Annotated in this window: 11 protein-coding genes; 2 read left to right on the forward strand and 9 right to left on the reverse strand. The window is 72.7% G+C overall.

All coding sequences use genetic code 11. The features are described 5' to 3' along the window. Window positions 1-47: 47 nt before the first annotated feature. Window positions 48-548 carry a DUF402 domain-containing protein gene (locus tag ACGFT2_RS16805; protein WP_393278535.1) on the reverse strand — a complete coding sequence of 167 codons (501 nt, stop codon included), beginning with the start codon at window positions 546-548 and terminating at the stop codon, window positions 48-50. After that, on the reverse strand, window positions 526-1458 hold the full coding sequence (locus ACGFT2_RS16810) for a GNAT family N-acetyltransferase (RefSeq protein ID WP_393278537.1): 933 nt from the start codon (window positions 1456-1458) through the stop codon (window positions 526-528). Before ACGFT2_RS16810 ends, ACGFT2_RS16805 begins: the two co-directional genes overlap by 23 nt. A gap of 72 nt (window positions 1459-1530) precedes the next feature. Here ACGFT2_RS16810 and ACGFT2_RS16815 point away from each other — a divergent pair, with 72 nt between their 5' ends. After that, a complete protein-coding gene (locus ACGFT2_RS16815) occupies window positions 1531-1902 on the forward strand; it encodes a GntR family transcriptional regulator (RefSeq protein WP_393278539.1) in 372 nt (123 codons plus the stop codon). 246 nt (window positions 1903-2148) lie between these two features. On the opposite strand, the gene ACGFT2_RS16820 is transcribed toward ACGFT2_RS16815, so the two are convergent. Beyond that, window positions 2149-2919 carry a DUF72 domain-containing protein gene (locus ACGFT2_RS16820; RefSeq protein WP_393278541.1) on the reverse strand — a complete coding sequence of 257 codons (771 nt, stop codon included), beginning with the start codon at window positions 2917-2919 and terminating at the stop codon, window positions 2149-2151. A gap of 15 nt (window positions 2920-2934) precedes the next feature. Then, on the reverse strand, window positions 2935-4029 hold the full coding sequence (locus ACGFT2_RS16825; RefSeq protein ID WP_393278543.1) for a DUF5925 domain-containing protein: 1095 nt from the start codon (window positions 4027-4029) through the stop codon (window positions 2935-2937). Window positions 4030-4160: 131 nt separating this feature from the next. On the opposite strand from ACGFT2_RS16825, the gene ACGFT2_RS16830 reads away from it, so the two are divergent. Then, the gene (locus tag ACGFT2_RS16830; protein ID WP_393278545.1) at window positions 4161-5576 is read left to right on the forward strand and encodes a xylan 1,4-beta-xylosidase; all 1416 of its coding nucleotides are present in this window, start codon (window positions 4161-4163) and stop codon (window positions 5574-5576) included. Between the two features lie 12 nt (window positions 5577-5588). Here ACGFT2_RS16830 and ACGFT2_RS16835 read toward each other — a convergent pair whose 3' ends face one another. From ACGFT2_RS16835 to ACGFT2_RS16855, 5 genes are all read right to left on the reverse strand, one after another. After that, on the reverse strand, window positions 5589-9392 hold the full coding sequence (locus ACGFT2_RS16835; RefSeq protein WP_393278547.1) for a lipopolysaccharide biosynthesis protein: 3804 nt from the start codon (window positions 9390-9392) through the stop codon (window positions 5589-5591). Beyond that, entirely contained in the window at window positions 9385-10185 is an 801-nt protein-coding gene (locus ACGFT2_RS16840; protein WP_393278549.1) for a polysaccharide deacetylase family protein, read from the reverse strand. Before ACGFT2_RS16840 ends, ACGFT2_RS16835 begins: the two co-directional genes overlap by 8 nt. Before the next feature lie 134 nt (window positions 10186-10319). Then, entirely contained in the window at window positions 10320-11309 is a 990-nt protein-coding gene (locus tag ACGFT2_RS16845) for a glycosyltransferase family 2 protein (RefSeq protein ID WP_393278551.1), read from the reverse strand. After that, the gene (locus ACGFT2_RS16850; RefSeq protein WP_393278553.1) at window positions 11306-12130 is read right to left on the reverse strand and encodes a glycosyltransferase family 2 protein; all 825 of its coding nucleotides are present in this window, start codon (window positions 12128-12130) and stop codon (window positions 11306-11308) included. The genes ACGFT2_RS16845 and ACGFT2_RS16850 overlap by 4 nt, the downstream gene beginning before the upstream one ends. A gap of 381 nt (window positions 12131-12511) precedes the next feature. Beyond that, on the reverse strand, window positions 12512-12952 hold the full coding sequence (locus ACGFT2_RS16855; protein ID WP_393278555.1) for a hypothetical protein: 441 nt from the start codon (window positions 12950-12952) through the stop codon (window positions 12512-12514). Window positions 12953-13062: the final 110 nt, after the last annotated feature.

Below are 13062 nucleotides of genomic sequence, written 5' to 3' on the forward strand. Positions count from 1 at the left end.
CGTGACCGCGTGAGGGGGTGCGGGGCGGACCCGAGAGGCCCGGCGCGTCAGGTCAGCAGTGCCTCGAAGCCGCCCTCGCGGGCCAGTCCCTCCAGCTCGTCGAGGGCGGCCACCGCGGCGGACGCGGCCTGCGGATCCGTCTCCGTCAGCCCGCTCTCGGCGAACTCGTCCTCGTCCAGCCGTCGCACCTGCGAGCCGTCCGCGGAGCGCCACAGGTCCAGGTCCAGGTCCTCGACGACCAGTTCCCCGGCGGAGGCGACCGCGGGGCGGGTGATGTCGCAATACCAGCCCTTCACGCCGCCGTCCGCCGCGCGGACCTCCTTCACCGAGTACCAGCGGTCGCGCCAGTAGTACTCGGTGAACACATCCCCCGGTTCGAAGCGCACGAAGCCGAAGTCGCGGACGCCGGAGCCCGCCCAGGGGGCCCGGACGACGATCCGGATCCCGTCGTCCTGGAGCAGCTCGGCCGGGTAACGGATCTTGGTCCGGCCCGCCTTGACCAGGACGACCTGGCACCGCACCGGGTCATCGGCCGAGTTCGCGGACATAGCGCACCTCCGTGGCGCAGAACTCGTATCCGAGCCACTTGTTGATCGCGATCATGGGGTCGTTGCCGGTGTCGTTGCCGGTGAAGGCCTCGGTGACACCGGCGGCGCGGGCCCGGTGCAGGGCGTGCACCTTGGCGAGCTTCGCCAGGCCGCGGCCGCGGTGGGCCCGGGCGGTGCCGGTCATGGCCGTGGCGTAGCGGCCGGCGCCGTCGGTGTAGGCCACGGTGAAGGCGGCGGGCCGGCCGGCGACGCAGGCGACCGTGGTCAGCTCCCGGTCCAGCAGCGGATGCCGCCAGGTCTCCGCCAGCCACGCCTCGTAGTCGGTGAACTCGGTGGAGACATCGCCCGGTTCGTCCCGCACGGTCTCCGCGTCCAGCTCGAACAGCGGCCGGGGGTCGTCCGCGAAGTCGGCGGCGGGGCGCAGTTCGACGCCCGGCGGAACCGGAAGGAGGGCCGGGAGGGCGCCGTCCGCCAGGTCCAGACGGAGGAAGCGGGCCGAACGCCCCCGGGTGTAGCCGCGCCGCTCGGCGAAGGCACGATTGGCGGGCTCGTCGAGCGCCCAGGCGAACACCTTGGCCGCGCCCTGCTCGGCCAGGTAGGTCTCGCCGGCCGCGACCAGCAGCCGGCCGGCGCCCCGGTGGGTCCGGTCCGGGCGGACGTACACGTTCAGGCAGCCCAGCCCCGGCTCGGGGCTGTCGTGGGCGAGATGCACCTGGGCCGTGCCGACGACCTCGCCGTCCTCGACCGCGACGAGCGGCCGGTAGCGGGCGCCGGGATGCACATGGGCGGCCGTGTGGCGCACCGATTCCGCGGTGAACAGGATGTACGGCAGGGCCAGGCGGCGGACGTGGGCGAAACCCTCGGCGTCGGAAGGGACGTCGGGGCGGAGCTCACGCACGATCACTGTCATGGGCAGGCACCGTACGCGGCGGGAACGCCGGGGTGCCTCTCATTTTCCCCCGGGTACGGGACAATCGGCGTTGTGAGCCTGAAGATCCACATCGACGACAGCGCGCCTCCGTACGAGCAGGTGCGGGCGCAGATCTCCGAGCAGGCGCGGTCCGGGGTACTGCCGGTCGGCTACCGGCTGCCGACCGTGCGGGGGCTCGCCGAGTCCCTGGGGCTCGCGGTGAACACGGTCGCCAAGGCGTACCGGGCGCTGGAGGGCGACGGCGTGATCGAGACACGGGGGCGCAACGGCACGTTCGTGGCCGCCGCCGGCTCGGCCGCGGAGCGCGAGGCGGCCCTGGCCGCCCAGGCGTACGTGGAGCGGGTGCGGCGGCTCGGGCTCGGGGAGCCTGAGGCGCTGGCCGCGGTGCGCGACGCCCTGCGGGCGGCGTACGGGCAGGCCTGAGCGAAACCGGACCGGTGCCGTGACCGAGCCGAGCGCCGTCGCTGAGCGGGACCGGCCGGTGCCGTGGCGAGCGCCGTCGTTGAGCGGAACCGGACCGGTGCCGTGACCGAGTGCCGTCGCTGAGCGGGACCCGCTGGCACCGTGACCGAGCGCCGTCGCTGAGCGGGACCGGCCGGCCCGCGACCCGGTCCCGTCGCTGAGTGGGACCCGGCGGCCCGTGACCCAGCGCCGTCGGGTGGGGGTCTGTCAGCCGTGTCGTGCCGGTTCCGGGATCCGTGTCACCGTGAGGCCCGCCCGCGCGGCCGCTCTGCCGAAGACACCCGCGTCCGCCACCGCAGCGCCCCCCGGGTCGTTGTTGAAGTACGCGTACACGTCCTCCCCGTCCGACCAGGTCGTCGCGATGCGGTCGACCCAGGTGTGCAGGGAACGGCGGCCGTAGCGCGGCCAGGGCCGGGCGCGGCCCTGGTGGAAGCGGACGTAGCCCCAGCCGGCGGTGCGCCACAGCGGAGTGACCGGGCGGGCCAGGACGTCCGCCCAGCACAGGGCCGCGCCCCGGGCCTCCAGCACCTTCCGCACCTCGGGTGTCCACCAGGAGTCGTGGCGGGGCTCGACCGCCACCCTCGTGCCGCGCGGGAAGCAGGCCAGGCAGGCGTCCAGCAGGGGCGGATCGGCGCGCAGGGTGGGCGGAAGCTGGAGGAGGACCGGCCCCAGCCGGTCGCCCAGGCCGGCCGCATGGGTCATCAGCCGGTGGACCGGTTCCCCGGGCTCCTTCAGGCGCCTGATGTGGGTGAGATAGCGGCTGGCCTTGACCGCGACCACGAAGTCCGGCGGCACCCGCTCGCGCCAGGAGCCGAAGTTCTCGCGTGAGGGCAGCCGGTAGAACGCGTTGTTGAGCTCCACGGTCGCGAACAGCCGTGTGTACTCCTCCAGCCACAGCCGCGCCGGGACCCCGGCCGGGTAGACGAGGTCCCGCCAGTCCTTGTACTGCCACCCCGAGGTGCCGACGAACAAGGTCATGGCACCATCAAAGCACTACAGATACAGGCCCGCGTCCGCCCCTTCCCGGGCGCCCGGCACCGACGTCGGCGTCGTGCCCCGGCGCAGCGCGTACAGCTCGGCGAGCGTGGCCCCGTCCCGGCCGACGCCCTCCTCGGTGCCGAGCCAGTCCACCGCCTCCTGGCGGGTCAGCGCGCCCACCTCGATGCGGGCCAGGCAGCGGCCGGGGCGGACCACCGCCGGGTGCAGCCGCTCCAGGTCCTCGTTGGTGGTGACGCCGACCAGGACGTTGCGGCCCTGGCCGAGCAGGCCGTCGGTGAGGTTCAGCAGCCGGGACAGGGCCTGGCCCGCCGTGTGCCGGGCCTCACCGCGGATCAGCTCGTCGCAGTCCTCCAGCAGCAGGAGCCGCCAGCGGCCCTTCCCCGCGCCGTCGTCCTCGCCGATCGCGATGTCCATCAGATAGCCGACGTCGGAGAAGAGGCGTTCCGGGTCGAGGACGCAGTCGACCTGGCACCAGTCCCGCCAGGAGCGGGCGAGGGTGCGCAGCGCGGAGGTCTTGCCGGTGCCGGGCGGCCCGTGCAGCAGGAGCAGCCGGCCCGCGATGTCCTCCGGGGTCGTCTTCATCAGACGGTCCATCGCATCGGCCACCGGCCCGGTGTAGTTGGGCCGGACCTCGTTCCAGGTGCCGGCGGAGATCTGCCGGGTGGTGCGGTGCGGTCCGCGCCTCGGCGAGACGTACCAGAAACCCATGGTCACGTTCTCGGGCTGCGGTTCGGGCTCGTCGGTGGCGCCGTCCGTGGCCTGGCCGAGGATCCGCTCGGCCAGTTCGGCGCTGGTCGCGGTGACCGTCACGTCCGCGCCCCGGTTCCAGCGGGAGACCAGCAGGGTCCAGCCCTCGCCCTCGGCGAGGGTGGCGCTGCGGTCGTCGTCGCGGGCGACCCGCAGCACGTGGGCGCCGTCGGGCAGCAGGGTCGCACCGGAGCGCACGCGGTCGATGTTCACCGCGTGCGAGTACGGCTGCTCGCCCGTCGCGAAGCGGCCGAGGAACAGCGCGTCGACGACGTCGGACGGCGAGTCGGAGTCGTCGACGTGGAGCCGGATCGGCAGAGCGTCGTGTGGGTTGGCAGACATGCCGCCATGATCCGGCACGGACGGTCTCCGCGCACGGCATTTCGAGCCGCTTGTTCCGGGTGTTCCGATACGGTTCCGGGTGTTTCCAACCCCTGCCCCCCGTCCGGCTTCCCCCCTTACTGTTGTCCTCGATGGCGCGTCATGGGTGGGATGCGAGGACTCGGCGGTGGCGGCTCATCGCCCTGCTCGGGGTGGGCGCGACGGTGCTGGCCCTGGTCGTGACCCTGCTCGGCACGCTGTCCGGCGGCCCCGGTACGCAGGGCACCACCCGCGACGGCGACAAGGTGCACGGCACCCCCGCCACCCCGGCCGCCCCACCGTCGCCGGACGTCGGCTGGGGCTTCACGCACACCCAGTACAGCGCCGACCAGGGCGAGCCCGCCGCCACCCGGCGGGCACGGCAGCTGCTCGGGCAGGGCGGCGGGCTGCCGCAGAACCAGCACATCATGGGCTGGGGCGCCGACAACCCCGAACCGGTCGAGGGCCACTACGACTTCGGTGCGCTGGACCGTCGCATCGACTTCGTCCGCGCCTCCGGCGGCACCCCCGTGATCACACTGTGCTGCTCCCCGGACTGGATGAAGGGCGGCAAGGCCGGGGCCGGAAACACGGACTGGAGCCGGGCCGCCCTGGAGAGCGCCCCGACCCCCGGCCACTACCAGGACTTCGCCGACCTCGCCGCGACCGTCGCCCGGCGCTACCCCGACGTGAAGCACTTCATCGTCTGGAACGAGTTCAAGGGATTCTGGAACGACGCCGAATCCCGCTGGGACTACGAGGGCTACACCAGGATGTACAACCTCGTGTACCAGGCGCTCAAGAAGGTCGGCACGGACATCATGGTCGGCGGGCCGTACCTGTCGATGGACAGCGTCGACCCGCGCGACCCGAACGCCTCCACCGCCCTCAAAGGTCCCTGGGGCGCCATGGACCGGCGGATCCTGGACGCCTTCGACTACTGGAACGAGCACAGGACGGGCGCCGACTTCGCCGTGGTCGACGGCTCCAGCTACACCCGCGACGACGAACTGCTCCCCGACGAGTTCGCGGCCACCGCCAAACTCACCGCGGTCGGCGCGTGGGTACGTCGCCGCACGCACGGCCTGCCGCTGTGGTGGGCCGAGTACTACGTGGAACCCGGCGACGGCGGCGACGAGCGCGACGGCTGGACCGAACCGCACCGGGTGGCGGTCCAGGCCACCGGGATGATCGCCATGGCGAGGGGCGGCGCCGACTCAGGCTTCTACTGGAACCCGCAGGAGAGGTCGGGCGACTGCGCCGGCTGCCTGTGGACGCCGACCGGCGGCGCGGGCGGCGGCCGGGCCCTGCCCATGTACGGCCTGGTCTCCAGGTTCGCCAGGGCGTTCCCGCCGGGGACGAGGTACGCGTCCGTGCCGGTCGCCCCCGACGACAGGCCCAACGTCCGCGTACTGGCCGATGACAGGACCGTCCTGGTCGTCAACACCCTCGGCCGCACGATCAGCGCCGAGGTCGACGGCAAGCGGTTCGACCTGCGCGCCTACGAGGTGAAGTGGCTCGACCGCTGAGCCACCGCACGCTCACTTCATCGTCACGAACCGCAGCAGCAGCGAGGCCGGCACCACGGCCAGCAGCGGCAGCGAGAACCAGAAGGAACCCTGTAGCAGCCGCAGCCGGCGCACGCTCGGCCGGACCGCCACCCGCACCACCTCCCGGGCGGTCAGCAGCAGGATCACGGCGACGGCGGCCAGCGCGCCGACCACCGACCACGGCGTCCACGTCACCTGCGGCCCGATCGGCCCCGGATCCGGCCGCGGCACCGGGCCCGCCGGCCGCTCGCGCAGCGCGTACAGCGTGACGTCCTCGTTGACCAGGACCTTCGTCAGCTGCTGCCGGCCGTCCAGGTTCCCGGTCAGCCGGGACTCCCAGGCCGCGGGGTAACCGGCGTCCAGCTCCAGATAGGTCGTCTGACTCCGGTTGATCATGAGGTACGAGTTCGGGCCCGCGTCCTTGAGCGCCTTGACCAGGCCCGACACCAGCGCCGGGTCGGCGGGCGCCAAGGTCGGCAGATAGTCGACCCGCTCCATGTCCCGAGCGCCCCACGGCATCGCCGGTGTCACGTCGTCGACCGGGTCCTGGGTCAGCCACAGCAGCCGCACGGTCGGCTTGTCGTGGGCGTACACCCAGTCCATGGCCGTGACCTCGCCCGGTCGGACCCGCTCGAACGGCTCGTTGCCCCAGCGGGCCACCAGAAAACCGCCCATCAGCAGCAGCCCGGCGAGCAGCGCGGCCGGCGCAGCGAGCCACGTGCGCGCTCCGGCGCGTCTCCGGGCCGCCCCGGTCGTGGCCTCGGCGACGGTGGCGGTGGCGGTGGTGCTCCCGGTCCCGGCCCCGGTGGCGGTGGTGCTCCCGGTGGCGGTGACGGTGGGGGTGGTTCCGGCCGGGGCGGGTGCTTCGCCGCGCGGGAAGAGGGCGAGGGCGCCGAGCAGGGCCGCGCCCGGCACGGCGAACATGAAGACGCGCAGCGCCATCTCGCCGCCGTACGACTGCATGCCGAAGCCCAGGAACGGCACGAGGACGAGGATCGGCAGGGATCGCTCGCGGTACCGGTGCAAGCGGCGCCGCCACCAGCCCCAGCAGGCCAGACCGAGCACCGAGCCGGCCAGCAGCACCCGGGTGTACAGCACCAGTTTGTGCGTCGAGCTTCCACCGTCGATACGGCCGGAGACGGAGGTGGAGACATTGCCGCCCACCCCGCCCACCCCGCCGAAGAGGTCGTCGAAGTGCCCGGACCAGTACGGCTCCGCCATGAAGCCGACCCAGACCGCGACCAGCACCGCGAACAACAGCGGCAGGCCCCGCAGTTCACACCGCCCGGCCACCACCAGGGCCGCCAGCACACCGAGCATCACGAACGGGGTGAGCTGGTGCGCCGGGACGCTCGCCGCGTACAGACCGATCAACACCAGCAGCAGCACGGCACGTTGGCGCCGGTCGGTGGGCTCCACCTCGGCCTCGCCCGGCCGGAGCCTGCCCCACAGCATGCGCGGCGGGCGGAACCAGACCAGCAGGACCGCCACGAAGGTCAGGTACAGCAGATAGGTGAAGCCCTGCGGGGAGAAGTAGTCCTGGCCGACCCAGCCGCTCAGCACGAAGATCCAGATTCCGGCCCACTTGGCCCGCCAGCTCGCCCGCAGCGATCGGGTGAGCAGGAACATCGGTGCCAGGTAAGCCAGTTGGACGGCGGTCGGCCACCAGCGGATGATCTCGGTGAAGTCGGTGACCCCGCAGGCCTTGCCGACGAAGGCGGCCACGGCGAAGAAGCCCGGCCAGCTCCAGCGGGCGTCCAGGTCCGGCACGGCGGAGCCGGTACGGTCGATGTAGTCGATGAAGCCGAGGTGCTGCCAGGCCGTGGGGAACCGCGGAGCGGTCTCGATCGCCGCGGGCAGCGCGTGCAGGGACACCGCGGTCGCCACCAGCGTGACGAGCAGCAGCGCCCGGTGCTCGCGGCGCAGCCGGAGCAGTGCGGCGAAGACCGTGATCAGGAGCGCCGCCCCCACCAGGGTGGGCAGCGGCAGCACGGAGACCAGCCCGAGGCCGCCCATCCGGTCCAGGTCGGCCTCGCCGAGCCGGAGCGCGGGCACCCAGTACAGCAGCAGCGCGGCGATCAGCAGACAGCCCAGGACGGCACCCGGGCGGGTGGGCAGCAGCCGTTCCCGGAGCGGCGGACGGGCCGCCCGCGCCTCGGGCGCCACATCCTCCACCGCCGCCCCGGCCGGTCCGCCGGCTCCGGGCACGGCCACCGGTGAGCCCGAGGGCGGTGTGCCGGGGCCCGGGCGGACGTCCGGCCGCCGCTCCACATGGTCGAAGTCCACATGGACGCCGAGGGCCAGGGTGTCGGCGTCCAGCGCCCAAGCCGGGCTGTGCCCCCGCGCCGGAGAGCCGGCCGGGCCGGTGGGGGTCCCCCCGCGCGAGCGGAGCCGGGGGCGAGGCGGTGTTCCCAGGTCGGCGAGGTCGCCGTCCGGAGCCGTCGTATCGGGTGCGGTGGGCGCGGACCGTACCGTCCTCCACAGCCTCGGTGCGGCGATCGCCGCGATCACCGCGATACTGGCCGCTTCGGCGACGCCCGCGCCGGTCAGGCCCGTTCGGGGCAGGAGCAGCAGGGTCAGGCCCAGCACCAGCACGCACAACAGGCCCTGGAGCCAGGCGAGTCCGGCGGTGCGGCTCTGCGCGCGCAGCACCGCGAAGTACGTCTCGATCACGACCCGCAGGACCGAGCCGACGGCGAACCAGCGCAGCAGGGGGGTCGCCGCCTGCGCGTAGCCCTCGCCGAACACACCGAGGATCCAGGGGGCGCCGAGGAACAGCAGGCCGGCGATCGGCAGCATGATCCGGGCCATCCGCTTCAGCGCGGCGCGGGTGTTGGCCGCGAGACGTGCCGGATCGTGCGCGCCCTCGACCGTGAGGGACGCGCCCATGTTGATGGCGAGCAGGTCGGTCGTGCCGCCGATGGTGGTGGCGATGTAGAAGTACGCGTTGCTCTCGGAGCTGACCTGCGCCGCGATGATCACCGGAACGAGGTAGATCACGGCGAGCGAGAACAGCGAGCCGGTGTAGTCCCCGGCCAGGAACGTGCCGACCTCCTTGAGTGTGGGCGGCTCGGTGCGGCCCGCGGTCCGACCGACGTGCCGGGGCACCAGCCGCCGGAACACCAGCCAGCCCAGCGGCACCACCGAGAAGGCGATCGCGGCCACCCAGGAGGCGAAGACACCGCTGGTCGGGAGGGCGACGGCGAACGCGGCGAGCAGGGCCAGCTTGACCGCGGAGAACACGGTGTTGCCGACCGGCACCCAGGGCGCGCTGCGCAGCCCGGTCAGGACGCCGTCCTGCAGGGTGAGCAGGTTCCAGGCGACGACGGCCACGACGAAGCCGAGCCCGTGGACCGGACCGTGCAGGAACCGGTACGACGGCCCCCACGTGTCCAGGGTGACCAGGAAGACGCCGGCGGCCAGTGCCACGATCAGCGAACTGCCCGCATAGGTACGCAGGACGAGCCGGGCGGTGCGGGGCCCGGACACCGGGATGAAGCGGGCCAGGGCGCCGGTCAGGGTCACCGCGGTGAGCCCGGCCAGGAACTTCATCGCGGCGATCGCCGCCGAGCCCTGGCCGACCGCGGACTCGGAGTAGTAGCGGGCCGCGGTCAGCCAGAAGCCGAGTCCGAGGACGGCGGAGATGCCGGTGTTGAGCATCAGCGCGTAGGCGTTGCGGAACAGCTGGCTGCCACCGGGGGAGCGGCTCCTCCCGGGCAGCCGTAGCCGGCGCCGGGTCGCGGGCGCCTCGGCGCGGGGCGTTTGCGTCTCGGACGTGGTGGTCGTGTCAGACACGGGAACGAATGGCCTTCCGGCGGACCTGGCGCGCTCTGCGGACGAGGGCGTACCCCTTGGTCAGGGCACGGTCCCGGGCGAAGGCACGGGTGAGGGCACGGCCTTCGAGCAGTCGCCCGAACTCCTCGACGCCGGTACGGCGGCGGACCGTGACGCGCCGCAGCGCGTACGGTCCCTGGCGGCGACGGGCGAGAGCGTTGCCGACGGCCAGCGCCTGGGCGTACCCGGTCGCCCGCACGGCCTGCCGGACACGCCGGCTGGAGTAGCCGTAGGGGTAGGCGAACGACACCGGCCGGGTGCCGAGTTCGCCGGCGACGATCTCCGCACAGCGGGTCAGCTCCGTGCGCAGCTCGACGTCGCCGAGCTGGTCGAGCTGCGGATGGGTGTGGCTGTGCCCGCCGATCTCGGTCCCGGCGGCGGCGAGTTCGCGGACCTGCCGCCAGTCGAGCATGGTGTCGAGGCCGCCTCCGGTGTCGTACGCGCCCCTGATCCAGCCGGTGGAGACGAACAGTGTGGCCGCGAAGCCGTGCTCGGCGAGCACGGGCAGGGCGTGCCGGTGCACGCCCTCGTAGCCGTCGTCGAAGGTGATGAGCACCGGCCGGGCGGGCAGCGGCCGGCCGGAGCGCCAGCGGGCGGCGAGCGTGGCGGTGGTCACCGGGGTCAGGCCCAGGTCGCCGATGCGGGCCATCTGCTCCGCGAACGCCTCCGGAGCGACCGACAGGGCACGGGTGGCGTCGTTGGGAGCGGTCGCCACGGAGTGGTACATGAGGATGGGCACGGGCATGTCGCTCATCTGCGCCTCCCCGACCGTACGGGCATGTCACTCATGTGCGCCTCCACGACCGTATGGGCATGCCGCTCATGTGCGCCTCCACGGGCCGTACGGGCATGCCGCTCATGTGCGCCTCCACGGGCCGTACGGGCATGTCACTCATGTGTGCCTCCACGGACCGGCACGGCGTGGAACGCGGTCGCCGCCCGCCGGGCCCGCACACTGCCCACGACGTATCCGGCCGCCGCGGTGAGCACCCCCGCGACGATGGCACCCGCGCGTCCCGCCCCGCCGGGCCTGCCGAGCAGGGCGTCCCGCAGGCCCCGGACGATCCCGGCCGGCAACACCCGTATGGTGTACCGGCGTTCGGACTCCAGCCCCTTGTCCGCCCCCACGCTCCGGGCGACCAGGGCCTTGGACAGGCCCTCGGCGTAGGCGCGGGTGCGGAAGTAGGCGAAGTGCTCGCGGGGGCCCGGGACCCGGTGGTGGATCACGGCGCGGTCGTCGATGAGCAGGACGGCGCCGGGGCGGGCCCGGGTGAGGCGGATGCACAGCTCCGTCTCCTCGCAGCCGAGCGGGCGGCGGTCGCCGTCGCGGCCGATACCGGTGGCGAAGCCGCCCGCCGCCTCGAACGCCGCACGCCGGAAGGAGGCGTTGCCGCCGAGGACGTTGCGTACCCGCACCCGGCCGGGTGGCAGCCCCTTGTAGGTGCAGCCCACCACCCAGTCGAACTCCTCCGGGAACCAGAGTGGGCGCCGGCCCGAGGCCCAGACCGGCATCGTCCGGCCGCCGACCGCCATCACGCGCGGGTCGGAGTAGCCCTCGGCGAAGCGGCGCAGCCAGTCCCGTTCGGCCACGGCGTCGTCGTCCAGGAAGGCGATCACCTCGCCGTGGGAGGCGGCGATGCCGGTGTTGCGGCCTGCCGACAGGCCGCGCGGGCCCGCGTTGGGCAGGGTCCGGACGCCCTCGGTCTCCTTGTACTCGCGGGCCAGCCGGTCCTTCAGGGCCGGGTTGTGGTCCACGACCAGGAGTGTCTCCAGTGCCGGGTACGACTGCGCGCGCACCGAGGAGACGGCCGCGAGGATGTCCTCCCAGCGGTCCTCGGTGTACACGCAGATCACGACGGAGATGCCGGGACCGGTCAAGACACCTCTCCCCGCCCGGTGTGCAGTTGCGGCGAGCGGTGCGTGCGCCGCCGCCGCAGGTCACGCCGGTTGGAGCGTTCCGCGAGGATCACCTTCAGAACCCGCAGCCCGTCGCGGACGGCCCGCAGATTGCTGGTGCCGTGGATGCGCAGGTACTCGTGGCTCGGGATCTCCTGCACCCTCAGCCCGGCCTTGACCACTCTGATGTTCATCAGGGTCTCGACCTCGAATCCGGTGCAGTCGAGGTCGATCTTGTCGAGGCAGTGCCGCCAGAACGCGTTGTATCCGTAGCAGAGGTCGGTGTAGCGGGCGCCGAACTTGCGGTTGACGACGGCGCACAGCGCCCGGTTGCCGAGTTTGCGGATGAAGGTCATGTCGTCGGTGCCGCCGCCGTTGGCGAAGCGCGAGCCCTTGGCGAAGTCGGCACCGGACACCAGCGCGGAGACGTACGAGACGATCTCGTTGCCGTCGGCGGAGCCGTCCGCGTCGACCATGACGATGATGTCGCCGCTGCAGGCCTCGAACCCGGTGATCAGGGCATCCCCCTTGCCCTTGCCGTGCTGTTCGACGACCTTGACCGCCGGCCACAGGGACCGGGCGACGTCGACCGTGTCGTCCGTGGAGTTGCCGTCCACCAGTACGACCTCGTGGATCCAGGCGGGCAGCGTCTTGAAGACGTAGGGCAGATTCTCCGCCTCGTTCATGGCGGGAATCACCACGCTCACCGGCGGAGTGATCGCCAGGTGGGAGGAGATGGGCCGGTAGCCGGTGCCGAGCGACGGATCACTGCCCGAACTCGGCGGGCGCAGAACGGAACTCACGGGTGTTTTCCCTCTCGTCCGGTCGGACCGCCCGCCCCCGGGCGACCCTGCTGTGTGTCCGGTTCGAAAGGGGGGTTCTCGTCGTCGGTACGGGGAATCGATCTCCGTGCCCGCAGACGAGCTGGCAAAGCTGGCCGGGCAGCCCGAGAACAACGGCAGCCGGTCGCGCGGCACGACCCGGTGACGGTTGCTCACCGAGCACGGCACCCCCCTACCGCGCCCCGACCGGAAGACGCCGCGGCCCTGAGCCCTCCCCTGGAGCCGTGTGCCGACGTACCGGTGCGGGTGAGATGTATGACGGTATTGACGATTGAGCCCGAAGGACAAGGCCTGCGAGACTCCCTCGCGTTTTCATTGTTTTGGCCGTTACACCACCTTGGCCTAAGTTGTTCGCTCTTGTACTCGTTTTGCGGAAATCCGCTCTCGGAACAGGCTGAGCAGCAGAAGCGCCAGGCTCAGCACGGTCACGGCGACCACTCCGCCGCGGATCGACCACCGGTGGATCGCGAGCATGCCCTGGGCGACCAGCATGTCGACGGCCACCGCGCCCGCGAGCGCGCACAGCGCCCGGCCGAACGGATCCAGCCCGCGCAGTGCCGTCGCGACCGCCGTGGCCGGTGCCATGACCAGGAAGAACAGCGCGCACGGGCCGCGCAGTGGAGAAGCGGAGTCGACGGACGCGAGCAGTGCGCCCACCGCTGCGACGGCGGTCGCGGCTCCCGCGAGCAGCGGTGCCGGGACTCTCCCCGGACCCGGTCGCCGCTCCTGGGTGCCGGTCGAGGAGCCGCCGGGCGAAGGTGCGTTGGTACCGAAGGTCTGCATTGGCGACTTTGCCCCCCGACGCGCCGGATGCCGGGCTTCAATGTGGCGCAGGCCGGGGCGGCCCGTCAAGACGACGATCCCTCGCTAAACATGTGTTCGATCCCGGTCGT

Source organism: Streptomyces sp. NPDC048514, assembly GCF_043199955.1.
Lineage (GTDB): Bacteria > Actinomycetota > Actinomycetes > Streptomycetales > Streptomycetaceae > Streptomyces.